This is a genomic window from Pararoseomonas baculiformis, assembly GCF_017813395.1.
In the GTDB taxonomy this organism is placed as follows: Bacteria; Pseudomonadota; Alphaproteobacteria; order Acetobacterales; family Acetobacteraceae; genus Roseomonas; species Roseomonas baculiformis.
Genome location: NZ_JAGIZB010000003.1, coordinates 226956 through 250512 on the forward strand (window position 1 = coordinate 226956; position 23557 = coordinate 250512).

The window sequence follows — 23557 nt, forward strand, 5'->3', positions numbered from 1 at the left end:
GCCCGGCGCGACGAAGGGCACCATGCAGAAAAAAGTCATCTTCCGCGGCCGCCTCCTGCCGCTGGCGCTGCTGGCGCCTCAGCTCGCGGTGACCTTCGTGTTCTTCTTCTGGCCGGCTGGCCAGGCGATCTACCAGTCCCTGCTGCGGGAGGATGCCTTCGGCTTCTCCCGCGAGTTCGTGGGGCTGGAGAACTTCCACGAGGTGCTGGCGGACCCGAACTGGGTGAACGCCGCCCTCAACACTCTTGTCTTCTCCTCCTGCGTGGCGGGACTGGCCCTCAGCCTCGCGCTTTTCCTCGCGGTGCAGGCGGATAAGTCGCTGCGCGGCGCCACGATGTATCGCAGCCTGCTCATCTGGCCCTATGCGGTGGCGCCCGCCGTGGCCGCGGTGCTCTGGCTCTTCCTTTTCCAGCCGCAGATCGGGCTGATCGGGAAGGGGCTGAACGCAATCGGCATCCCCTGGGACTACAGGCTGAACGGCACCCATGCGATGATCTTGGTGATCATCGCCGCGGCCTGGAAGCAGCTGGCCTACAACTTCATCTTCTTCCTTGCAGGGCTGCAATCCATTCCCGCCAGCGTGCTGGAAGCCGCCGCCATCGATGGCGCGCGCCCGGCGCGGCGCTTCTGGACGGTGGTGTTCCCCTTGCTCTCCCCCACCACCTTCTTCCTGCTGGTGGTGAACCTGACCTACGCCTTCTTCGAAACCTTCGGCATCATCCATGCCCTCACCAATGGCGGGCCGGCGAAGGCGACGGAGACGCTGATCTACAAGGTTTATGTGGACGGGGTTGAGAACCTGAATCTCGGCCAGTCCGCCGCCCAGAGCGTGATTCTCATGATCATCGTGATCGGGCTGACGGCAATCCAGTTCCGCGCGATCGAGAAGAAGGTGCACTACTGATGGAGGGCAGCCTCGCCACCCCGGCGCCCGTGCTGCAGGACGATGCGCTGCTGCGCGCCACGCGCCGGCGGAAGCTCGTGTCCCGTATCATCGCGCATGGTGCGCTGATCCTGGGCGTGCTGATCGTCGCCTTCCCGATCTGGATGACCCTGGTGGGTTCCACGCATGACGCCGCCACCATCGGCCGGGGCGACGTCCCCCTGCTGCCCGGCGCGCACGCGGTGGAGAACTACACCACCGCCTGGAACGAGGGCGGCGGGCGCACCCGCACCACCCCCGCCCAGGTCATGCTGCTCAACAGCCTGCTGATGGCGGTGCTGATCGCGGTCGGGAAGATCCTCATCTCCATCCTCTCGGCCTATGCGGTGGTGTTCTTCCGGTTTCCGGGCCGGATGGCGGCCTTCTGGGCCATCTTCATCACGCTGATGCTGCCGGTGGAGGTGCGGATCATCCCGACCTTCCAGGTCATCGTGGACCTTAATCTCGGGAACACATGGACCGGCCTGATCGTCCCGCTCATCGCTTCTGCCACCGCGACGCTGCTGTTCCGCCAGTTCTTCCTGACGATCCCCGACGAGTTCGTGGAGGCGGCCAAGATGGATGGCGCGGGTCCGCTGCGCTTCCTCAAGGACGTGGTGCTGCCCCTCTCCCTGACGAATATCGCCGCGCTCTTTGTCATCCTCTTCATCTATGGGTGGAACCAGTATCTCTGGCCGCTGCTCATCATCAACGATCGTTCCATGGAGACGATCGTCGTCGGCCTGTCCAAGATGATCGGCCGCGGCGACTCCCAGAATGACTGGAACACCATCATGGCGACCGCCGTGCTGGCCCTGCTGCCCCCCGTGCTCGTGGTGGCGCTGATGCAGCGCTGGTTCGTGCGTGGCCTGACCGAAACCGAGAAGTAAGCCGATGGCGACCCTTTCCCTGCGGGATGTCCGCAAGTCCTTCAACGCCACCGCGGTGCTGCATGGCATCGATCTGGAGGTGGCGGATGGCGAGCTGGTCGTGATCGTCGGCGCGTCCGGCTGCGGCAAATCCACCCTGCTGCGCATCGTGGCCGGGCTGGAATCGCCCAGCTCCGGCCAGGTGGTGATCAATGGGCGGGACGTGACGGGGCTGGAGCCGGCGGACCGCGACATCGCCATGGTGTTCCAGAACTACGCGCTCTATCCGCATATGACGGTCTTCGGGAACATGGCCTATGGCCTGAAGATCCGGGGCCTGCCGCGCGCGGAGATCGAGCGCCGCGTGAAGGATGCCGCCGACATCCTCGGCATCGGCGCGCTGCTCGACCGTCGGCCGAAGCAGCTCTCGGGCGGGCAGCGGCAGCGCGTGGCCATGGGCCGCGCCATCGTGCGCGAGCCGGCCCTCTTCCTTTTCGATGAGCCGCTCTCGAACCTCGATGCCAAGCTGCGCGTGCAGATGCGGGCGGAGATCCGCCGCCTGCAGCGGCGCCTCGGCGTCACCTCGCTTTTCGTCACCCATGACCAGGTGGAGGCGATGACGCTGGGCGACCGGCTGGTGGTGATGAATGCGGGCCGTCCGGCCCAGGTGGCGCCGCCCATGGAGATCTTCTCCCGCCCGGCGGACACCTATGTCGCCGGCTTCATCGGCAGTCCCGCCATGAACTTCATCCCGGCGACGCTCGAGGAAGGCGGCGCCTCGGCCCGGCTCCCCGGCGGCGCGCCCATCCATTTCGCGGATGGGCCCCGCCCGGGCCCCGCGGGCAAGCCGCTGACCCTGGGGCTGCGGCCCGAGCATGTCTCGCCCGGCGACGGGGCCGACTCCATTCCCCTGGCCGTGGAACTGGTGGAGCCCCTGGGCTCCGAGACGGTGGTGCATGGCCGGGCGCCCGGCGGGCTCGCCGTCACGGCCCGCCTGCCCGGCGCCTTCTCCGGCTCGGCCCTTCCGGTTCGGCTTCCCCCGACGCATCTGCACGTGTTCGACGCTGAAACGGGCCGCCGCATCGATCCCTGATCACGCGCCTTTCCCCTTCCGGCGGCGCCTGTCCCCCGCTACCCATCACCCCGATGGACGCCTGGCCGAACGAGACCCCCGCCCCCTCCGCCCAGCAGGAGCAGGCTGCCCGCCTGTGGCACGCCGGTGATCACCAGGGTGCCGCGCGGTTGTTCGCCGAGGCCGCGGCGCTTTCAGCGGATCCGGCACCGCTGATGCTGTGGCAGGGCCATGCGCTGCAGGCGGCGGGGCGGACGGATGAGGCGCTGGCCGCCTATGAGCAGGCGGCGGCGGAGGCACCGGCCGATCCGGCGCCGCACCGCCATCGCGGCCATGCCCTGCGCCTGGCCTCCCGCCCCGAGGAGGCGGGCCAAGCCTATGCGCTCGCGGTGGCGCTGGAGATCGGGGCAACGGCCACGCCCGAGGCGGAAGCGGCCATCCAACGGCTCGGGGCGGAGAGTCCCGCCCCGCCAGAGCCACCCCGCCCCGAAAGCCCCGCCGGGACGCCCCCTGGCCCCGCGGACTTGCAAGCCGCCCGCGCGCCAGCCGCATCGGCGCGGACGGAAGCGCAGCCAGCACAGGGCATGGCACATCGCGGGCTGGTCCCCGCGGCGGCGGCGGCGCGCGCCACCACCCAGCTTGCGCCACCCGCCCGGCCCCGGATCGCGATGCTGCGGGTTGGCGGCAGCACGCCGCGCAGCGCGCAGCCCTCTCCCTCCGCCATGGCTGGCGGCAGCGCGGTGCCCGCGGCGGCCCGCGGGATCCAGGCAAGTCGCCTCACGGCCTTCGACGTGACGGACCTGCTGCTCCATTTCGGTCATCGCCGCACGCTCACGGGCATCCAGCGCGTCCAGGCGAGCATCCTCGGCGCCTCCCTCGCGGCGGGCTACGAGGCAAGCTATGTCAGCTTCGAACGGGAGCGCGCCGGCTGGCGTGCCGTGGACCCCGAGGCGCTGGCCCGCCTCCTGGCCGCCGCCGCCGCCGGGGCGGACACCGCGGACCCTGCCTGGATCCTTGCACGGGATGCGGTGCTGGAGCCCGGTGGAAACGCCCTGCCCTACAGCTTCCTCCCTGGCAGCACCCTCGTGAACCTGGGCAATTCCTGGGGCATCCCGGATTATTTCCGCGCGCTCCGCTTGGCGCAGCGCCAGGCCGGGCTGCGCTACGTGCCCTTCCTGCATGACTGCGTGCCGCTCGTGATGCCCGAGCATTGCGTCCGTACGCTGGTCCAGGACTATGCGCGCTGGTTCTCCTCCATGGGGGTGCATGCCCATGCGGTGCTCTGCAACTCCGAATGCACCCGCGCGGATGGCCAGCGATTCCTCGATGCCCTGATCCCCGGCCTGAACCTTCCGATGGAGGTGGTGCGGCTGGATGCGGATCCGCGCCCCACCGCCGCGCCCGATGCGGCCGCGCTGGAAGGCACGCGCGCCCCGCGGGCGCCCGAGCCCTATGTGCTCTTCGTGGCGACGATCGAGAGCCGCAAGGACCACCTCACCGTCTTCCGAACCTGGCTGAGCCTGCTGCGCCGGCACGGCGCGGGGCGGATCCCGCGCCTGGTCTGCGTCGGTGCCCGGGGCTGGCATGCGGAAGCGGCGATGAACTTGCTGGAGGGCAGCCCCGAGCTGGCCCGGCATGTGGTGCTTCTGCACGACATCTCGGATGGTGGGCTGGCGGTCCTGTACAGGGACTGCCTCTTCACCCTCTACAACTCGCATTACGAGGGCTGGGGCCTTCCCGTCACGGAAAGCCTGGCCTGGGGCAAGGTGCCGGTCATACCCCGACATTCCGCCCTGCTCGAATCGGGAGAGGGCGTCGCGGTCTATGTGGAGCCGCAGAGCGAGCCGCATATGGTCGCGGCGGTGGAGCGCCTTCTCTTCGAGCCGGGGGCGCTTGCGGCGGCCGAACGCGGCGTGGCGGCCAAGGGCCGGCGCCGTTCCTGGGAGGCGGTGCTGTCGCAGATCGGCACGGCGCTCGAGGCATTCGGGCAGGAAGAGCCGCCCCCGGTCGCCGAGCGTATCGCCATCCCCCTGGGCCACCGAATTCCGCTGCGCCGCAGCGCCTCCCCGGTGCCGGACCTCTCCATCGCCCTGTCCGACCTGGTACGGGACGGGGTCGGCTGGCGGCCGCTCGAGGATTGGGGAGCCCCGATGGCGGAGGGGCGGGCACGGCTGCGCATGCCCTTGCCCCCGGGCCTTTCGGGCCTGCTGCGCCTTCATCTCGAGTTGCGTGGCGTGGGCGGGGGCCCTCTCTCCTTCGTGCTGCTGGCGGATGGGGCGCCGGCCGGGGCCGCGACGATTGCCGAGCCGCCCGAGGGCGATTTCGCCACGGCCATGCCGGTGGAGGTGGCGGAGGGTACGCGGATCCTGGACCTGGAGTGGGACGCCGCAGACGGTATGGGGCTTCGGGGCCTCATGATCTGCCGCGAGGACGACCTGCTGGCGCGGCTCGACTTCCTGGAGGCGCAGCGCATGCCCGCCTTCCACGCCGGCTGATCTGCCCGGAATACAGCCACCGGTTGCTGGATGGTTAACGCCTGCCGGGGCGAGGCTGCGGCATGCGCGCTGCCAGCCATTCCGCCCGATTCACCCGTGATTCACGCCTTTCCGGCATGGTGCTGCGCATGATCAGCACCAACGCCCTGGCCGCCTTCACGCAGGATGTCTCCCGTGCTGCCGGTATCCGGGAAATCCAGCCGGTGCGGGAGGCGCGCGGCGGATCGGGCCAGGCCGTTCCAGCCCAGCGGGCGCTCGAATCAGTGCCCGCCGCCCCGGCGACTCCCCTGCCCCGCGGGTCACTCCTGGACCTTCGTGTGTAGCACCGCCGCCAATTGGGGTTGTGACCGGGGAGGCCCGGCGCCATTCTGTGCCCATGGCCGGTGCTTTCGAGAGAAAACGGCATGAGGGTGACGACCGGGACCGGCTGACCTGCCGAGACTGCGGCTTCGTCGCTTATGAGAATCCCAAGGTCGTGGTGGGCTCCGTGGTGTCCATCCCCGAGGCGGGGCCGGGTGGCGTGCTGCTCTGTCGCCGGGCGATCGAGCCCAGGCGGGGCTTCTGGACACTGCCCGCCGGCTATCTCGAAATGAACGAAACGGTCGAGGAAGGTGCGCGGCGCGAGGCCTGGGAGGAAGCATGCGCCCGGATCGCGACCGACGGCGTGCTGGCGGTCTTCTCCATCGCGCGGCTGGGGCAGGTGCAGGTGATGTTCCGGGCCCGGCTGGCCGTGCCCGGCTATGCGCCCGGCCCTGAGAGCCTGGAGGTCCGCGCCTTCGCCTGGGATGAAATCCCATGGGCCGAGATCGCCTTCCCGAGCGTGCACTGGGCCTTGCAGGCCTGGAAGGAAGGGGCCGGGCATCCCGGCCCCGCCATGCTCAATCCGCCCGAGGATCCGCGTGGCATGCGCCCGCTGGCCGGGCCTGCCCTGGCGGGAGATGCCGGATGATCGCCACCCTTGCCCTGTCGGCCCTGCTGCTCGGCGCGGCGCCCGAAGCGCCTTCCTCCCCAGCCATCCTGCTGGTCCAGGAAACCGAGGCGCCACGGCCAGCGGCCGCCCCGGCCCGCCGCCAGCAACAGCGCCCGGCGCGCCGGCGTTCCGCGCGCCGGGCTACACCGCCCGCGATCCAGGCGCCGCCGCCTCCACCACCCACGCCCGCCCCGCGCGCGGACATCGCGCCGATGCCGGATCGCTCGATCGAGGCGCCGCGCGGACCCTTCGAGCCGGAAACCGCACGGCTGCGGCCAGACCTCATCCGGCCCCGGAACCTCCCCGATGCCCGGGTCCAGTCCGACAACGAGTACACGCGGGAGCGGGACAGCCTCTATCGAGAGCCGGCGGCCGGCGCCCGGATGAACATTCCCTTCTCCTACTAGGCCGGGCGCTGGGCGCGGCCCGGAGTCCAGACATCGTCCGGGGTCGCCCAGAGCGCCTCGTCCCGCAAGCCGCGCGCGAGGGCTTCCGCGATGGCGGCGAGAATGCGCTCCCCCTTTTCGGCCGTGGCGGCGCGGGGATCGCCCCGCACGCCCGTCACCGGCGCGCGCTCGGCGAAGGACCAGAAGCGCTGGAAGGCGCTGCCGCCGACGGAAGGGCCGCCATTGGAGAGCGCACCCGCCACCTCGTCCTTCCGCACCTGGTCCGGTTCAAGCGCGAGCCAGAGGCTCGTTTCCGCCTCGCAGGCATGCTGGGTGCCGGGCTGTGTCTCCAGGATGGAGGCGATCGCGGCCGCCGCGGCCTGGTGCACGGTGGTGGTGACCACGGGAATGCCCATCTCCGCGCCGAGCTCGCGCGCGATGACCATCAGCGGCTCGATGTTCCCACCATGGGAGTTCACCAGGAACAGCTTGCGGAAGCCGCAGGCCATGATGGATTTCGCCACGCAGGCGATCACCGCCTGCATCGTCCGGAAGTCCAGGCTGATCGTGCCGCCGAAGGGCAGGTGATGCTCGCTGATGCCCTGCCACATCGGGGGCAGGACGAGAGCGGGGGCATCTTCCGCCACCAGCTCCGCCGCGCGGATGCAGGAGGCATGCCCGATCAGGCTGTCGGTCCAGACCGGCAGATGCGGGCCATGCTGCTCCAGCGCCGCGACGGGCAGCATCACCACCGCGTCGCGCGCGGCCCATTCCTTGATCTCGGGCGCGGTCAGCCGCTCCCAGCGCACTTCGGTCATCAGGAAAGTCCCACCAGCGAACGGGCGTAGTCGCGTGCCTCGAAGGGCCGCAGGTCAGCGGCGGTCTCGCCCACGCCCACGGCATGCACGGGAAGGCCGAATTCCTCGGCCAGCGCGACAACGACGCCGCCCTTGGCGGAACCATCGAGCTTCGTCACGACGAGCCCGGTCACGTCCACCATCTCGCGGAACACCTTGCATTGCTGCACGGCATTCTGGCCGGTGGTGGCGTCCAGCACCAACAGGACAGCATGGGGCACGTCCGGGTCGAGCTTGCGGAGAACGCGCACGACCTTGCGCAATTCTTCCATCAGACCGGCCTTGTTGTGGAGCCGACCGGCCGTGTCGATCAGCAGGATGTCAGCGCCTGCGCCCCGGGCGCGCTGCAGCGCCTCATGGGCGAGGCCGGCGGCATCGGCGCCCTCCTTGGCCGGAGCAATGACGGTGCTGCCGGTGCGCTCGCCCCAGATCTGCAGCTGCTCCACGGCGGCGGCGCGGAAGGTGTCGCCGGCCGCCATCATCACGCTGCGGCCCTCGGCGCGGTAGTTCTGCGCCAGCTTCGCGATCGTGGTGGTCTTTCCGGTGCCGTTCACGCCGACGACGAGGACCACATAGGGCTTCTTTCCCCAGTCCGGCTGCAGTGGCTGGGCGACGGGGGCGAGGATGGCGGCGATCTCGTCGGCCAGTGCCGCCTTCACCTCATCGTCGCCCACCTCCTTCCCGAAGCGCGTGCGGCGGAAGCCGGCCACGATGCGCTGGGCGGCGGGAAGGCCGAGATCGGCGGTGATGAGGGTTTCCTCCAGCTCCTCCAGCGCGGCATCGTCCAGCCGGCGCTTGCGGAACAGGCCGGTCAGGTTCTCGGTCAGCTTGGCGGTGGAGCGGGAGAGCCCTGCCTTGAGCCGCGCGAAGAAGCCGCCCGCCGCGGCCGGTTCGGGCTCCGGGATCGGCACGGGCGGCTCGGGGATCGGCTCCTCTGGCTCCGGGGTCGGTTCCTCGGGCGGCATGGTGAAAGCGGGCGGGATGCCGGCCTGGGCGCCGACGGGCTCGCCGAGCTTCGGTTCCTCCGGGATGCTCGGCATGGCAGGGCCCGGGGCCTGCGGGAAGCCGCCCTCCATGGGCATGGGGGCGAGCTGCGGCGGGGCGAATCCCGCGATCCCGGTCACCGAGGGAAGGAGATGGTCCGGCTGACGTGCCTCGACCGGAGGAGGCGATGCGGGCGGGTCGCCCTGCCCCGGTTCCGTCCCCGGCTCCCGGACCGGCGGTGGCGCCTCGGCGGGCGGGGGCGCGACGGGCGGCGCTTCCGGCTCGGTGACGGGGGGCGTGGGCGCTTCGGGCGTGCCCGCCCTGCCCGTCAGCCGGCTCCAGAGGTCCTTCAGCGCCATTTCGTCTCCTCTCCGAAGCCGCCGCGACTCAGGCGGGGTAGGCGTCCAGCTCGATCATGCCCGTGAAGGCCGTGGCGGTCGGGCCGGACATGAGCACATGCCCGTCAACGCGCCATTCGATGTGCAGGTCTCCGCCGGGCAGCGACACGGTGGCGGCCCGGCCGCACAGGCCGCGCCGGGCCGTGTTCACCAGGGCCGCGCAGGCGCCGGAGCCGCAGGCGAGCGTCAGCCCCGCACCGCGCTCCCACACCACGAGGCGGATGTGGTCCGGGGCCAGGACCTGGACGAAGCCGATATTGGCCCGCTGGGGAAAGAGCGCGTCGTGCTCCAAGGCCGGGCCGATCCGGGCCGCATCGATGGCGTCCAGATCCGGCACGAAGAAGGTCGCGTGCGGATTGCCCATGGAGCAGGCGGCGGGATCGGAGACGCCATCGGCCGAAAGGGGCAGGTGCAGCGTATCCATTTCCCGGGCCAGGGGCACATCCGCCCAGCCCAGCCGGGCCGGCCCCATATCGACGCGGATGATCCCGCCGGGCAGGGTTTCGGAGGGCAGCAGGCCCGAGATGGTGCGAATGGTGACGGCTTCCGTCCCGGCCTCGGCCATCGCCAGATCGGCGATGCAGCGCGTGGCGTTGCCGCATGCCCCGGCCTCGGAACCGTCAGGGTTCAGGATCCGCATGAACAGGTCCGCCCCTTCCCTGCCCGGCTCCATGATAATGAGCTGGTCGCAGCCGATTCCCCGGTGGCGGTCCGCGATGGCGGCGGCGCGTGCGGGCGTGACGGGCAGCGGCGCCCGGCGTGCGTCCAGCACGACGAAGTCGTTGCCAAGGCCGTGCATCTTGCGGAAGGGAATGATCATCGCGGAGCCGATATAGGCGCCGCAGGGCCGTGCCGGAAGCGGCAGGCCTATCCGGAGGGGGTCGGGGTGGGATCGAGCGTGCTCGCCCCGCCGGCCTCGCCCGGCAGCAGCTCGGCCAGCAGAACCTCGGGCACCGCGTCGAACCGCAATCCCGCCTCGGCGAAGAGCCTGGCCGAGATATGCCCGCGGCGGTCCCATTCAGAGCGCGTGCCCAGGCGCGGCGGAGAGGCCACCACGCGCCGGATGCCGGACTGGATCGAGAGCACGGCGCAGTGGTTGCAGACGGGTTTGCCGACGACGTAGAGGGTGCATCCCCGCGCCTCCCGCCCGGCGAAGAGCAGGGCCGACTGCTCGGCATGCACCATCATGTCCAGCTTGGTCGGCTTGTCGGAAAGCCGGTCCATGTCGTCCTCGATCCGCGTGGGGAAGCCGTTGAACCCGGTGGCGACGATGCGGTTCAGCTCCGGCGCGACGATCACGGCGCCCACCCGGCCGCGCGGGTCCTTCGACCAGTCGCGGATATGGGCGGCAAGGCGCAGGTAGCGGCGGTCCCAATGGGTCAGGGTCACGCCCTGCTCGGCGTTCATGCCGGCATCTCCCGCGCCCGGACCACGGTGACGCTGCACGGAGCGCGGGCCGCCACCTCCCCCGAAACCGATCCCAACATCGTCCGGAGCATCGAATTGGCACGCGCGCCCATCACCACGTGATCCACCCCATTCGCCTCCGCATATTCCAGCAGCGCCTCCGCCGCGCTCGAACCCTCCAGTACATGGAAGGTGATCTGTCCCTCCTCCAGCCCAAGCGGCGCGGCCCAATGGCGCAGCTCCGCCAGGCGCTGGACGCGGGCGGAGCGTCCGGCCGAGTCATGGGGAGCATCTCCCCGGATATAGCCGTCCAGCAGCACGTTGAGGCAGGCCACGCGCGCGCCGGGCAGGGTGCGGAGCACATTGCCCACGCTGGTCCGCAGGGCCTCGGCCAGGGGGGCGGTCTGCTCCCTCAGGTCCACGGCCACCGCGACGATCGGTGCGGCATGGGAGGTGACGGCGGGGCGCCCGGTCCGAAGGCTGCGGTCCCGGTTGAAGCGCCGTTCCAGCAGCTTGAGCCAGCTGTCGCGCCGCGTGCGCGCGGCACGCGGCCCCAGCCGCACGGCCTCGGGGTTGCGCAGATCGAAGGCCAGCTGGGCAGCGGTTGGGTGCCTTCGGGCCGGGTCCACCTCCAGGCAGCGCAGGATCACCTCCTGCATCCAGGGGCGGATCTCCGGACGCAGCCGGCGCGGCGGAACGGGATCGCGCCAGAGCCGGTGGCGCACGGCGCGCAGGTGCAGAGGCTCCCCGAAGGGCAGGAACCCCGTGGCGAGCTGGTAGAGCAGCACGCCCAGCGCGAAGAGGTCGCTCCGCGGCTCGCTTCGCTGCCCCATGGCCTGCTCCGGCGCCATGTAGGGGGCGGTGCCATAGGGGATGCGGAACTCCTCCTCGATCAGGTCGGGGAGCTTGCCGTGGTGCGAGAGCCCGAAATCCACCAGCACCGCATCGCCTCGCAGCCCGTCCGGGGTGCGGCGGAAAAGGATGTTCGCGGGCTTCACGTCCAGATGAGAGACGCGCTGGCGGTGCAGCGAGGCCAGGGCGAGCGCCACCTTGGCACCGATCGCCGCCACCTCGTCGAGCGGAAGCGGAAGTTCGCGCAGGCGGGTCAGGAGAGAGGCGCCGGGAATCCGCTCCATGACCAGATAGGGATTCGGCGCCTCGAATCCCTTTGCAGCCACGAATTCCGGCACATGCGGCCCGGTGAGGCGGGGCAGGATCATCTGCTCCATCTCGAAGGACACGATATGCGCAGGGTCCAGCCCGTCCAGATGCGGCAGCTTCATCAGCAGCGGCATGGAATGGTCGGGATGCGTCACCTCGAAGATCGAGGCCATCCCACCCTCGCGCAGCGGCGCGCCGAGGGTGAAGCCGTCGATCACCTGGCCCTGGCGGGGGCGACGATGCGGCACGGGGTCAGCGCCCCACCAGAAGCCGGTCGGCCAGGCTCTCCGGCAGGCCGGCGCGGCGGATCTTCTCGGCCGCCGCATCCACGTCGTAGGGCACGCGAATCCAGCGCAGCTCCGCTGCGTCCGGGTCCAGCAGCCCGTAGCAGGCAGAGGGGTCGCCATCCCTGGGCTGGCCGACCGAGCCCATCACGGCCAGCCAGCGGCGGGGCCGCGAAAGCGGCACCGGGGCATCATGGGCCGGGCGGAAGGCGGTGCACTTGTCCGTGGCGGTAAGGCCAAAGAGCCAGGGAACATGCACATGCCCGCAGAGGGTCACCCGGGCCGGCGTGGCCTCCAGGCTCCGCCGTGCCTCCTCGGGGCTTGTGACATAGCGCCAGGCTTCCGGGTCGGAGGCATCGGCATGGACATAGAGCCGGTCCTCCTCGGCATGTTCCAGCGGCAGGCTTTTCAGGAAGGTGGCGGCGTCCGGGCTCAGCTGGGCCCGGGTCCACTCGATCGCGGCGGCGGCGCGGCCGTTCATGCGGTGGTTGCGGGAGAAGATGGCCTGGTCGTGGTTTCCCCGTATCGCCACCGCGCCATGGGCGATCCGGTCCATCACCGTGCGCAGGCACCAGGCGGGGTCGGCGCCATAGCCGACATAGTCGCCCAGGAAGACATAGCGGGTGGCACCCGCTCGGTCGGCATGGGCCAGGCAGGCGGAAAGCGCCTCGCGGTTGCCGTGGATGTCGGAGAGGATGGCGATCATCACCGGGATATGTTGGTACCTGTGGCGGGCCGATGCCAGCACCGGCATGACACTTGCCCGCGCCCTGCCCATCCCCTATACCGCGCCCTCCACGCGCCCCGGGCTTCTCTGGGCTGCCCGGCCGTGGTCCCGGCCCCCGCCGCATGGTGCGGCCTGTCCTCGCAGGAGGGCGGCGCAAGGTGGGGCCGTCCATCCCCCGCCTATAGGAGGACCCAAATGCCCAAGATGAAGACGACGTCTTCGGCCAAGAAGCGCTTCAAGATCACGGCCACGGGCAAGGTGCTCGCTGGCCCCGGCAAGAAGCGCCACAACCTCTCCGCCCGTTCGCAGAAGGTGAAGCGCCAGAACCGCGGCAACCAGGTGCTGCGCGACCAGGACGCCAAGACCGTCATGCAGTGGCTGCCCTACGGCCTGCCCCGGTAAGCGAGAGGAGACAGACACATGGCTCGTGTTAAGCGCGGCGTTACCGCCCACGCCCGTCACAAGAAGGTCCTCAAGCTCGCCAAGGGCTATGTTGGCCGTTCTTCCACCGCCTACCGCCCCGCTCTCGAGCGGGTCGAGAAGGCGCTGCAGTACGCCTATCGCGACCGCCGCAACAAGAAGCGCGATTTCCGCGGCCTGTGGATCCAGCGCATCAACGCGGCCTGCCGCGAGAACGGGATCGTCTATTCCCGCTTCATCGCCGGGCTGAAGGCTGCCGGCATCGAGCTGGACCGCAAGGTCCTGTCCGCGATCGCCTATGACGACGCCACCGCCTTTGCGGCCCTCGTCGAGAAGGCCAAGGCGTCCCTCCCGGCTCAGCAGACCGCCTGAAGCCGGGCGCCCCGCCCGGCGCGGCGGGGCATCCTTTCTGAATGAACGCCAAGGGCCGCTTCCGCTGGGATTTCCCAGCGGCGCGGCCCTTGGCATATCAAGCGCCCGCCGGCCCCAGGCCGGGGCCAAAGGATCAGGTTCGGGAATGGCTGACGATCTCGACATGCTGCGCGCCTCGATCGAGGCCGCCATCGCGGAGGCGGCGGATCCCCGCGCGCTGGATGCCGTGCGCGTCTCCGCGCTAGGCAAGAGCGGCGAGGTGACCGCGCTGCTCAAGAGCCTGGGCGCCCTGCCGCCCGATGAGCGCAAGGCGCGCGGCGCGCAGGTGAACGTGCTGAAGGGCGAGATCGAGCGGGCGCTGGAGAACCGGCGCGTGACGCTGGAGGCCTTCGCCCTGGATGCGCGCCTGGCCGCCGAGCGGATGGACGTGTCCCTGCCCCCCCGCCCCTCCGCACCCACGGGCCCCGACGCCGGCAGCATCCACCCGATCTCCCGCACCATGGAGGAGCTGATCGCCCTCTTCGGCGCCATGGGCTTCGCGGTGGCCGAGGGGCCGGATATCGAGGGGGACTGGCATAACTTCTCCGCCCTTAACATCCCGGACCACCACCCGGCCCGGCAGGACCACGACACCTTCTACCTGACCGCGCCCGAGCCCGGCGCGCGGCGCCCGGTGCTGCGCACCCACACCAGCCCCGTGCAGATCCGCACCATGCTGACCCAGGAGCCGCCGATCCGCGTGATCGTGCCCGGCCGCACCTGGCGCGCCGACCATGACGCGACCCATTCCCCGATGTTCCATCAGGTCGAGGGGCTGGTGATCGGGCGCGACATCCATATGGGCCACCTCAAGGGCACGCTGGTGGACTTCCTCCGGGCCTTCTTCGGCATTGCCGACCTGCCCGTTCGCTTCCGCAGCAGCTACTTCCCCTTCACCGAGCCCTCGATGGAGGTGGATATCGGCTGGAGCCGCAAGACCGGCGAGCTGGGCCAGGGCGGCGACTGGCTGGAGATCCTGGGCAGCGGCATGGTCCACCCGAAGGTTCTGGCCAATGTCGGGCTGGACCCGCGCGTGTGGCAGGGCTTCGCCTTCGGCATGGGGATCGAGCGCATCACCATGCTGAAGCACGGCATCCCCGATCTGCGCCCCTTCTACGAGGCCGACCTCCGCTGGCTGCGCCACTACGCCACCAGCCCGCTCTCCCCCTTCACCCTGCACGACGCCGCCTGAGGGTCGAAAGATGAAGTTCACCCTGTCCTGGCTGCGCGACCACCTCGAGACCGAGGCGACGCTCGAGCAGATCCTCGCCACCCTCAACACCATCGGCCTGGAGGTGGAGGGCGTGGAGGACCGCGCTGCCGCCCTCGCCCCTTTCCGCATCGCCCATGTGGTGGAGGCGGAGCAGCACCCGAATGCGGACCGGCTCCGTGCGCTGAAGGTGGATGTGGGGGACGGCACCCTGCGGTCCGTTGTCTGCGGCGCGCCGAATGCGCGGGCGGGCATGAAGGGCGTGGCGGCCCTACCCGGCGCCTTCGTGCCGGGGACCGGCATCACCCTCAAGGCGGGCGAGATTCGCGGCGTGAAGAGCGAGGCGATGATGCTGTCGTCCCGCGAGATGGGGCTGGGCGACGACCACAGCGGAATCGTGGACTTGCCCGAGGATGCGCCGGTCGGCACCCCCTATGCCGAATGGGCCGGGCTGGGCGACCCGGTCATCGAGATCAGCGTCACCCCGAATCGCGGCGATGCCCTCTCCGTGCGCGGGGTCGCGCGCGACCTCGCCGCTGCCGGCCTCGGGACGCTGAAGCCCTGGGGGGCGGAACCGGTGGCGCCGGCCTATCCCACGCCGCTGGAATGGGTGATCGAGGATCCCCGCGCCTGCATCCAGGTCTTCGGCCGGGCGGTGCGCGGCGTGACGAATGGCCCCTCGCCCAAGTGGATGCAGGACCGGCTGACCGCGATCGGGCTGCGCCCGATCAACGTGCTGGTGGACATCACCAACTACTTCACCTTCGATCTCGGGCGGCCGTTGCACGTCTTCGACGTGGCCAAGGTAAAGGGCCGCACCCTCACCATGCGGCTGGGGCGCGAGGGCGACGAATACCTGGCGCTGAACGGCAAGACCTATCGCCCGACCCCCGAGGACATCGTCATCGCCGACGAGGCCGGGGTGGAAAGCCTGGCTGCCATCGTCGGCGGCGAAACGACGGGCTGCGACGAGACCACGCGCGAGGTCTTCATCGAGTGCGCGCTCTTCGATCCCGTGCGCATCGCCCTTACCGGGCGCCGGCACCAGGTGCATAGCGATGCCCGCGCGCGGAACGAGCGCGGGCTGGACCCGGCCGCGCAGCGCGCGATGATCGAGGCCGCCACGCGCATGGTGATGCAGCTTTGCGGCGGCGAGCCCAGCACCATCACCGAGGCCGGCGCGGAACCGGCCTGGCAGCGCCAGGCCACGCTCCGCTTCGAGCGGATCGCCGGGCTGGGCGGCTCCTCCATCCCGCCTGAGGGCGCCGTCGCCTCGCTGGAACGCCTCGGCTTCAGCGTGCTGGCCCGAGACGCCGCCCAGGTGACGGTGGCCGTCCCCTCCTGGCGCAACGACATCGCCTCCTCCGGCTCGGCCTATCGTGCCGGCGGGACGGAGCTGACGCAGGAGCCTGGAATAGACCCAGCTCGCGCCAGGGCCGCGGCCGAGGGCGCCGATGCGGTGGAGGCTGAGTGCGACCTGCTGGAGGAGGTGCTGCGGCTGGAGGGGCTGGACGCCATTCCCGCCGTTTCCCTCCCGGCGGAGGGGCGCCTGCCCCTGCCCTCCCTCACGCCGCGCCAGTCCCGCACGGTTCTTGCCCGGCGGGTGCTGGCCTCCCGCGGGCTGGCCGAAGCCGTGACCTTCGGCTTCGCCGCCCGGGGTATCGCCAGCTATTTCGGTGAGGTTCCGGACGCGCTTCGGGTGGAGAACCCCATCGCGGCCGATCTGGACCAGATGCGCCCCACCCCTGTCGCCACGCTGCTCCAGGCGGCAGGGCGGAACGCGGCGCGCGGCTATCCGGACGTGTCGCTCTTCGAGATCGGCGCCTCCTACCTTGCGCCTTCGCCCGAGGGGCAGCTGAACACGGCGGCCGGGGTGCGGATCGGCCGCACGCCCCGCCACTGGTCCGAGCCGCAGCGCGCCGTGGATGCGCTGGACGCGAAGGGCGATGCCCTGGCCGTGCTGCTCGCGCTCGGGATCGCCCCGGCGGCGCTGACGGTCACCACGGACGCACCCGGCCACTACCATCCCGGCCGCTCCGGCATCCTTCGCAGCGGGCCGAAGCTGCCACTGGCGCGGTTCGGGGAGCTGCATCCGCGGGTGCTGTCCGCCCTGGGGATCGATGGCCCGGCTGTGGCGTTCGAGGTGTTGCTGGACTCCATCCCGGATCCGAAGCGGAAAAAGAAGTCCGCCCCGGAGCTGCCCGCATTCCAGCCTGTCCGGCGCGACCTGGCCTTCCTGGTGGATTCCACGGTCCAGGCCGATGCGCTGCTCCGCGCGGCGCGGGGGGCGGAGCGAAACCTGGTGGCCGAGGTCTCGCTCTTCGACCGCTACGCGGGCAACCGCCTGCCTGAGGGCAAGGTCTCGCTGGCGCTGGAGGTCGTGCTGCAGCCGCGCGAGCGCACGCTGACGGATGCGGAAATCGAGGCGGTGATCGCCAAGGTCGTCGCCGCGGTCACGAAAGCCACCGGGGCGAGCCTGCGGGGCTGACCCCATGGCAGGGGCGGTCTAGCCTGGTGGCGCGCCCGCCCTGGCGGGTGCCCACCATACGGAAACGCCCATGGCCGCCGAATCCAGCCGGGAAGCCCCCCGCCCCTTCCGCTATCCCGTGCCCGAATTGGGCTCGCTGCCCGAGGATATCCGCGCCCGGATCCTGGCCGTGCAGGAGAAGGCGGGGTTCGTTCCCAATGTCTTCCTCCTCCTCGCCCGGCGGCCTGAGGAGTTCCGCGCCTTCGTCGCCTATCACGACGCGCTGATGGAAAAGCGCGAGGGGCTGACGGCGGCGGAGCGCGAGATGATCGTGGTGGCGGTTTCGGCCGCCCATGGCTGCCAGTACTGCGTCGTCGCCCACGGGGCGATCCTGCGCGTGCGGGCCAAGGACCCCGTGGTGGCGGACCTCGTGGCCACGAATTACCGCAAGGCCGGGCTGCCGGCGCGCCAGCGGGCGATGCTGGATTACGCGCTGAAGGTCGCCACCCAGTCGCATCTGGTCGGGGATGAGGATCACCGCGCCCTGGCGGAGGCCGGCTTCACCGAGGACGAGGCCTGGGACATTGGGGCGATCGCCGCCTTCTTCTCCATGTCCAACCGCCTGGCCAACGCCACGGATCTGCGCCCCAACGCGGAATTCCATATGCTCGGCCGGCGCTGAGGCCGTACTTCCCCGCCGGGCCCTGTTCCGATATGCGAAAGGCATGACGGCGAACGCGGCCCGGTTCCACCAATGAAAGTGCCGTATCACGCGCCTGGCCAGCCCATGCAGCACGCCCTCCCGGCCGACCGGAAGCTGTTCCGGGAGCTCTATTTCCGGGAAACGGCCCGGGCGGTGCGGTACCGCTACGCCCTCCTGGTCCTCGATGCGCTGACGCTGGTCTTCATCATCGCTACCTCCTTCATCGAGCGGACGACGGCGGTCGAGGTGGCGGACACCGTGCTCGGCCTGGTTCTCCTGGCGGAGTTCTACGCCCGGCTGCGCGCCAACCCCCGCCCGTGGCACGAGTTGGTCCACCCGGCCAGCCTGGCGGATGCGGTGGCGATCATCTGCTTCCTCATCCCGGCCCTGGGGGCCGCCGCGGGGTTCCTGCGCGCGCTGCGGGTGCTTCGCCTGCTCCGCTCGCCCCGGCTGCTGAACCGGCTGGCGCGCGACTTCCCCGGGTTCCGCAGCAACCAGGACACGGTGGTGGCCGGAACCGACCTCCTGGTCTTCATCTTCATCATGACCGGGCTGGTCTATGAGACCCAGTACCGCTTCAACCCGCAGATCGCCGACTACGCCGATGCCCTGTATTTCACCATCACGGCCCTGACGACCACCGGCTTCGGCGACATCACACTGCCCGGCCGGACCGGGCGGCTGCTGAGCGTCATCATCATGTTCTGCGGGGTCACGCTGTTCCTGCGGCTGGCCCAGGCGCTGTTCCGGCCCGCCAAGGTCCGCTACCCCTGCCCCACCTGCGGGCTTCAGCGGCACGAGCCGGACGCGGTGCATTGCAAGGCCTGTGGGCAGATCCTCAACATCCCGGACGAGGATAGCTGAGGCGCAGGCCCGCGCCGCGCTTGGCCCCGGCGCCTCGCTGCCTTATCTGAGGGGCTGAGACGCCCCAGTTGGCCCTTTGACAAGGCTGGGGGCCCACCAGCCCCACGGCCCGGAACCCGATGACCGATACGCCCCTCGACCGCATCCGCAACTTCTCGATCATCGCCCATATCGACCATGGCAAGTCCACCCTGGCCGACCGGCTGATCCAGAACACCGGCGCCCTGTCCTCCCGCGAGATGACGGAGCAGGTGCTGGACAACATGGATATCGAGAAGGAGCGCGGCATCACCATCAAGGCGCAGACCGTGCGCCTGAACTACCGCGCCCAGGACGGGCAGGACTATGTCCTGAACCTGATGGACACGCCGGGCCATGTGGACTTCGCCTATGAGGTCTCGCGCTCGCTCGCGGCCTGCGAGGGCTCGCTGCTGGTGGTGGACGCCTCCCAGGGCGTGGAGGCGCAGACCCTCGCCAATGTGTACCAGGCGCTGGATGCCGGGCATGAGATCGTCCCGATCCTGAACAAGGTGGACCTGCCGGCCGCGGAGCCGGACCGGGTGAAGCAACAGATCGAGGACGTGGTGGGCCTGCCGGCCGACGACGCCGTGATGATCTCGGCCAAGACCGGGCTGAACATCGAGGGCGTGCTGGAGGCGATCGTCACCCGCCTTCCCCCGCCCAAGGGCGATGCCGCGTCCCCCACGAAGGCGCTGCTGGTGGATAGCTGGTACGACCCCTACCTGGGCGTGGTCATCCTCGTGCGGGTGAAGGACGGGCATCTCCGCAAGGGCCAGAAGATCCGGATGATGGCCGCGGGCTCCACCCATGTGGTCGAGCAGGTCGGCGTGTTCCGGCCGAAGATGCAGGGCGTGGATAGCCTCGGGCCGGGCGAGATGGGCTACATCACGGCCGCCATCAAGACCGTGGCCGAGACCAATGTCGGCGACACCATCACCGATGACCGCAACCCGGCCGCCGAGCCGCTGGCCGGCTTCAAGCCCTCCATCCCGGTTGTGTGGTGCGGCCTCTACCCGGTGGATGCCGATGATTTCGAGAAGCTGCGTGACAGCCTGGGCAAGCTGCGGCTGAACGACGCCTCCTTCCACTATGAGGCCGAGAGCAGCGCGGCGCTGGGCTTCGGCTATCGCTGCGGCTTCCTCGGGCTGCTGCATCTGGAGATCATCCAGGAGAGGCTGTCGCGCGAGTTCGACTTGGACCTGATCGCGACGGCGCCGAGCGTCGTCTACAAGCTGAAGATGACGAACGGGGAGGAGCGCGACCTCCACAACCCTGCGGACATGCCCGACATCGTCTCGATCGACAGCATCCAGGAACCCTGGATCAAGGCGACGATCTTCGTGCCCGACGAGTATCTGGGCAACATCCTGACGCTCTGCAGCGAGCGGCGCGGGCAGCAGGTGGAACTCACCTATGTCGGCAGCCGCGCCATGGCGGTCTACCGCCTGCCGCTGAACGAGGTGGTGTTCGACTTCTACGACCGGCTGAAGTCGATCTCGCGCGGCTATGCCAGCTTCGACTACGCGATGGACGGTTATGAGGAAGGCGATCTCGTGAAGATCTCCATCCTCGTGAACAACGAGCCGGTGGACGCCCTCTCCTTCATGGCGCACCGCACCCAGGCGGAACGCCGCGGGCGCTCCATCTGCGAGAAGCTGAAGGAGCTGATCCCCCGCCAGCTCTTCAAGATCCCGATCCAGGCGGCGATCGGCGGCCGCGTGATCGCGCGCGAAACCATCGGCGCCATGTCCAAGGACGTGACGGCGAAGTGCTACGGTGGTGACATTTCCCGCAAGCGCAAGCTCCTGGAGAAGCAGAAGGAGGGCAAGAAGCGCATGCGGCAGTTCGGCAAGGTGGAGATCCCGCAGAGCGCCTTTATCGCCGCCCTTAAGATGGACAGCTGAATGTTGCGCCGGGGGTGCCGTTGCGCCCCCGGAACCCGCTTGACAGCGGAGGGCTTTTCTTGCGACCGCGAGCCATCAACGGGAGTTTACGTTCATGGTGCCCATGACGCGCCGCCGCGCGCTTCTTCTCGCGACCGCCCTTGCCGCCCCGGCCCTGCTTCCCGGCCTCGCCCAGGCCCAGGCCGCCTATCCGAACCGCCCCATCACGATCATCGTCCCCTTCGCCGCCGGCGGTCCCACGGATGTGGTCACGCGCCTCGTGGCCGAGGTGATGTCCCGCGATCTCGGCCAGCCCGTGGTGGTGGAGAATGTCGGCGGCGCCGGTGGCACGCTGGGTGCCCAGCGCGTCGCCCAGGCCCGGCCCGATGGCTACACCCTGCTGCTGCACCATATCGGCATGGGCACCACCCCATCCCTGTACCGCCGCCTGTCCTATGACGCGGTGAACGGGTTCGAGACGATCGGCCTCGTCACCGAGGTGCCGATGACGATCATTACGAAGAAGGACTTCCCCGCGAACAACCTGGCCGAGCTGGTCAAGGTGCTGCGCGAGCGGAAGGCGGAAGTGAACCTGGCCAATGCCGGCGTGGGCGCGGCCTCCCATATCTGCGGGCTGCTGCTGCAATCCGCGATCCAGACGCAGCTCACCACCGTCCCCTATCGCGGCACCGGCCCGGCCATGACGGACCTGATCGGCGGCACGGTGGACGTGATGTGCGACCAGACCACCAACACCACCCAGCAGATCAACTCCGGTTCGGTGAAGGCCTTCGCGGTCACCACCAGCACCCGCAACGCCGCCCTGCCGAACCTGCCGACCGCGGCCGAGGCCGGCCTGCCCGGCTTCGAGGTTTCGGTCTGGCACGGGCTGTACGCGCCGAAGGGCACGGATGCCGCCATCGTCAACCGGCTCTCCCGCGCCCTGCAGGTCGCCCTGCGCGAAGACCGGCTGGTGGCGCGCTTCGCCGAGCTGGGTACCGCCCCGGTGAGCCAGGAAATGGCGACTCCGGAAGCCCATCGCCGCTACTGGCAGGCCGACATCGCCAAGTGGCGGCCGATCATCCAGGCCGCGGGACAATACGCGGACTGAATTGACTCGCCGGACGAAACGGTTGCCGGCCGCCCTTGACAGAGGGGCGGCCGGGCGCCACCCCGTTCGGCATGAATGGAAACGGGTGTCCCAGGATGCCCGGGCGGATGGAGACGGTCTGAATGGCAAGCCTCGCCGGGCGACGTGTTCTGGTGGTCGAGGACGAAACGCTGGTGGCGATGCTGGTGGAAGACACCCTGGCCGATGCCGGCGTTGTCGTGCTGGGCCCGGTGGCGACCGTTTCCGAAGCCCTCGCCATGTTGGACGCGCAGCGGCCTGATCTCGCCGTGCTCGATCTCAACCTGGCCGGGGAAACCTCGGAGCCCGTGGCCGATCGCCTGATCCAGCTGGAAGTGCCCTTCGTGGTGGCTTCGGGCTACGGCGCGGCGGGCCTGCCCCAGCGCCTGGTCGGCGTCCCCGTGCTCGCCAAGCCCTATGCGCCCGAGGATCTCACGGCCGCCCTCGCCCGCCTCCCGATGGGCTGATCGTTACCCGGAGCCCCGGAGCCGTGGCGGGATGCTGGCCCGGCACGGACCCTGCTAGGCTCCCTTCATGAACACATCCGGCCCCATCGCCTTCACCCTGAACGGCGCGCCGCGTTCACTGCCGGCAGCCACATCGCCGACCATGACCCTGCTTGACTGGCTGCGGGGTCCGGCGGGGCTGACCGGCACCAAGGAGGGTTGCGCGGAGGGGGATTGCGGCGCCTGCACCGTCGTGATCGAGGAGGCGGATGGGTCACGCGTTCCGGTGAATGCCTGCCTTGCCCTTCTCGGCCAGATGCATGGCCACCGGATCCGGACAGTAGAGGGCCTGCGGGGCCCGGCGGGCTCCCCCCATCCGGTCCAGCGCCTCCTTGCCGAAGCCGATGCCACCCAATGCGGCTTCTGCACCCCCGGCATCGTGATGACCGCCTGGGCCCATGCGCGCGAAGGCGGCGATCCGCATGACGCGCTTGCCGGAAATCTCTGCCGCTGCACGGGGTACCGCCCCATCGTCGAAGCTTTCGCGGCGCTTGAGGATGATGGGGCCGCGCCCCCGCCCGCCCCCGCCGCCACCGCAAGGCAGCTTGAGTCACCAGGGCAGGTCTTTCACCGGCCGGACAGGCTGCGGGAGCTGCTGGAGCTTCGCGCCGCGCATCCGGAAGCCTGGCTGCTGGCCGGCGGGACAGATCTGGGGCTGCGCGTCTCCGAGCGTCGGGAAGCGCCGCCCGTCGTGATCTGCCTTTCCGATGTTCCGGAGCTGAAGCAGCTGGAGGTGACGCCTGCGGGCCTCCGGGTGGGAGCCGCCGTCACCTATCGCCGGCTTCTTGCCGCTATCGCGGCGGAGCCGGGCTACATTCCGCTTGTGGCTCTTTTGCGCCGCCTCGGCTCCCGGCAGATCCGCGGAATGGGAACGCTGGGCGGCAATCTCGGCACCGCCTCACCGATCGGAGACGCCCTGCCGCCACTGATTGCTCTGGGTGCCACCCTGCGCCTGGCAGGCTTCTCCGGGGAGCGCGTGATGCCGGTCGAGACCTTCCTCACGGGGTATCGCCAGAACGCGCTCGGGCCGGGAGAGGTGATCCGGGAGGTTTGGATCCCCCGGCCACCCGCCGGAAGCCTTTTCGCGGCCGAGAAGCTCTCGAAGCGGCCGGACCAGGACATTGCCACCGTGGGCCTCTCCGCGCTGCTCACGCTGAAGGCCGGCCGCGTCGTCGCGGCCCGGGTCGCGCTCGGCGGCACAGGGCCCCGGGCGGCGCGTTGCGCGCCGGCGGAGGCATCCCTTACCGGCCAGGCCTGGAGCCGGGAGGTGGTGGAAGCGGCCGCGGCGGCGCTGGAAGGCGCGATCGCTCCGCTCTCCGATCTCCGGGGCAGCGCCGCCTATCGTCGGATCGTGGCGGGCAACCTGCTGCGCCGGCTCTGGCACCGCGCATCGGAGGCGGCGTGATGGACG

Annotated in this window: 23 protein-coding genes; 17 read left to right on the forward strand and 6 right to left on the reverse strand. The window is 70.1% G+C overall.

Features of this window, described 5'->3' with window-relative positions; translation table 11 throughout:
- Window positions 1–22 precede the first annotated feature (22 nt).
- The 7 genes from ugpA to J8J14_RS04615 all read left to right on the forward strand — a co-directional run bounded on the left by ugpA (window position 23) and on the right by J8J14_RS04615 (window position 6735).
- The gene (gene ugpA / locus J8J14_RS04585; RefSeq protein WP_209378267.1) at window positions 23–904 is read left to right on the forward strand and encodes a sn-glycerol-3-phosphate ABC transporter permease UgpA; all 882 of its coding nucleotides are present in this window, start codon (window positions 23–25) and stop codon (window positions 902–904) included.
- Window positions 904–1812 carry a sn-glycerol-3-phosphate ABC transporter permease UgpE gene (gene ugpE / locus J8J14_RS04590; RefSeq protein ID WP_209378268.1) on the forward strand — a complete coding sequence of 303 codons (909 nt, stop codon included), beginning with the start codon at window positions 904–906 and terminating at the stop codon, window positions 1810–1812. Before ugpA ends, ugpE begins: the two co-directional genes overlap by 1 nt.
- A gap of 4 nt (window positions 1813–1816) precedes the next feature.
- The gene (locus tag J8J14_RS04595; RefSeq protein WP_209378269.1) at window positions 1817–2884 is read left to right on the forward strand and encodes a sn-glycerol-3-phosphate import ATP-binding protein UgpC; all 1068 of its coding nucleotides are present in this window, start codon (window positions 1817–1819) and stop codon (window positions 2882–2884) included.
- Between the two features lie 53 nt (window positions 2885–2937).
- Window positions 2938–5358, forward strand: a complete 2421-nt coding sequence (locus tag J8J14_RS04600; RefSeq protein ID WP_209378270.1) for a glycosyltransferase — start codon at window positions 2938–2940, stop codon at window positions 5356–5358.
- Between the two features lie 62 nt (window positions 5359–5420).
- A complete protein-coding gene (locus tag J8J14_RS04605; RefSeq protein ID WP_209378271.1) occupies window positions 5421–5681 on the forward strand; it encodes a hypothetical protein in 261 nt (86 codons plus the stop codon).
- A gap of 53 nt (window positions 5682–5734) precedes the next feature.
- Window positions 5735–6307, forward strand: a complete 573-nt coding sequence (locus J8J14_RS04610; RefSeq protein WP_209378272.1) for an NUDIX hydrolase — start codon at window positions 5735–5737, stop codon at window positions 6305–6307.
- Window positions 6304–6735, forward strand: coding sequence for a hypothetical protein (locus J8J14_RS04615; RefSeq protein ID WP_209378273.1), 432 nt, complete (start codon window positions 6304–6306; stop codon window positions 6733–6735). Before J8J14_RS04610 ends, J8J14_RS04615 begins: the two co-directional genes overlap by 4 nt.
- Here J8J14_RS04615 and J8J14_RS04620 read toward each other — a convergent pair.
- From J8J14_RS04620 to J8J14_RS24870, 6 genes are all read right to left on the reverse strand, one after another.
- Window positions 6732–7532: a creatininase family protein gene (locus J8J14_RS04620; protein ID WP_209378274.1), complete on the reverse strand. Its 801-nt coding sequence runs from the start codon at window positions 7530–7532 to the stop codon at window positions 6732–6734. The two genes, J8J14_RS04615 and J8J14_RS04620, sit on opposite strands and share 4 nt — an antisense overlap.
- On the reverse strand, window positions 7532–8647 hold the full coding sequence (gene ftsY, locus J8J14_RS04625) for a signal recognition particle-docking protein FtsY (protein WP_456307505.1): 1116 nt from the start codon (window positions 8645–8647) through the stop codon (window positions 7532–7534). The genes J8J14_RS04620 and ftsY overlap by 1 nt, the downstream gene beginning before the upstream one ends.
- Before the next feature lie 295 nt (window positions 8648–8942).
- Window positions 8943–9773, reverse strand: a complete 831-nt coding sequence (gene dapF, locus J8J14_RS04630; RefSeq protein ID WP_209378276.1) for a diaminopimelate epimerase — start codon at window positions 9771–9773, stop codon at window positions 8943–8945.
- A 47-nt stretch (window positions 9774–9820) separates the two neighbouring features.
- Window positions 9821–10360 (reverse strand): deoxycytidylate deaminase, encoded by a 540-nt coding sequence (locus J8J14_RS04635; protein WP_209378277.1) that lies wholly within the window; start codon window positions 10358–10360, stop codon window positions 9821–9823.
- A complete protein-coding gene (locus J8J14_RS04640) occupies window positions 10357–11769 on the reverse strand; it encodes a serine/threonine protein kinase (protein WP_342452385.1) in 1413 nt (470 codons plus the stop codon). Before J8J14_RS04640 ends, J8J14_RS04635 begins: the two co-directional genes overlap by 4 nt.
- Before the next feature lie 4 nt (window positions 11770–11773).
- Window positions 11774–12511 (reverse strand): metallophosphoesterase family protein, encoded by a 738-nt coding sequence (locus J8J14_RS24870; RefSeq protein ID WP_245215418.1) that lies wholly within the window; start codon window positions 12509–12511, stop codon window positions 11774–11776.
- A gap of 216 nt (window positions 12512–12727) precedes the next feature.
- On the opposite strand from J8J14_RS24870, the gene rpmI reads away from it, so the two are divergent.
- The 10 genes from rpmI to J8J14_RS04690 all read left to right on the forward strand — a co-directional run bounded on the left by rpmI (window position 12728) and on the right by J8J14_RS04690 (window position 23551).
- A complete protein-coding gene (gene rpmI, locus J8J14_RS04645; RefSeq protein ID WP_073132793.1) occupies window positions 12728–12934 on the forward strand; it encodes a 50S ribosomal protein L35 in 207 nt (68 codons plus the stop codon).
- A gap of 18 nt (window positions 12935–12952) precedes the next feature.
- On the forward strand, window positions 12953–13324 hold the full coding sequence (gene rplT, locus J8J14_RS04650; RefSeq protein WP_209378279.1) for a 50S ribosomal protein L20: 372 nt from the start codon (window positions 12953–12955) through the stop codon (window positions 13322–13324).
- A 145-nt stretch (window positions 13325–13469) separates the two neighbouring features.
- Window positions 13470–14555, forward strand: a complete 1086-nt coding sequence (gene pheS, locus J8J14_RS04655) for a phenylalanine--tRNA ligase subunit alpha (protein WP_209378280.1) — start codon at window positions 13470–13472, stop codon at window positions 14553–14555.
- Between the two features lie 10 nt (window positions 14556–14565).
- Complete coding sequence (gene pheT, locus J8J14_RS04660; RefSeq protein ID WP_209378281.1) at window positions 14566–17061, forward strand: phenylalanine--tRNA ligase subunit beta; 2496 nt, start codon at window positions 14566–14568, stop codon at window positions 17059–17061.
- 70 nt (window positions 17062–17131) lie between these two features.
- Window positions 17132–17722 carry a peroxidase-related enzyme gene (locus J8J14_RS04665; RefSeq protein ID WP_209378282.1) on the forward strand — a complete coding sequence of 197 codons (591 nt, stop codon included), beginning with the start codon at window positions 17132–17134 and terminating at the stop codon, window positions 17720–17722.
- A 105-nt stretch (window positions 17723–17827) separates the two neighbouring features.
- Window positions 17828–18607 (forward strand): potassium channel family protein, encoded by a 780-nt coding sequence (locus J8J14_RS04670; protein WP_209378283.1) that lies wholly within the window; start codon window positions 17828–17830, stop codon window positions 18605–18607.
- Window positions 18608–18726: 119 nt separating this feature from the next.
- Window positions 18727–20532, forward strand: coding sequence for a translation elongation factor 4 (gene lepA / locus J8J14_RS04675; RefSeq protein ID WP_209378284.1), 1806 nt, complete (start codon window positions 18727–18729; stop codon window positions 20530–20532).
- 94 nt (window positions 20533–20626) lie between these two features.
- The gene (locus J8J14_RS04680; RefSeq protein ID WP_342452386.1) at window positions 20627–21622 is read left to right on the forward strand and encodes a tripartite tricarboxylate transporter substrate binding protein BugD; all 996 of its coding nucleotides are present in this window, start codon (window positions 20627–20629) and stop codon (window positions 21620–21622) included.
- A gap of 122 nt (window positions 21623–21744) precedes the next feature.
- Window positions 21745–22107 carry a response regulator gene (locus tag J8J14_RS04685; protein WP_209378285.1) on the forward strand — a complete coding sequence of 121 codons (363 nt, stop codon included), beginning with the start codon at window positions 21745–21747 and terminating at the stop codon, window positions 22105–22107.
- 67 nt (window positions 22108–22174) lie between these two features.
- The gene (locus tag J8J14_RS04690; protein WP_209378286.1) at window positions 22175–23551 is read left to right on the forward strand and encodes a xanthine dehydrogenase small subunit; all 1377 of its coding nucleotides are present in this window, start codon (window positions 22175–22177) and stop codon (window positions 23549–23551) included.
- Window positions 23552–23557 lie beyond the last annotated feature (6 nt).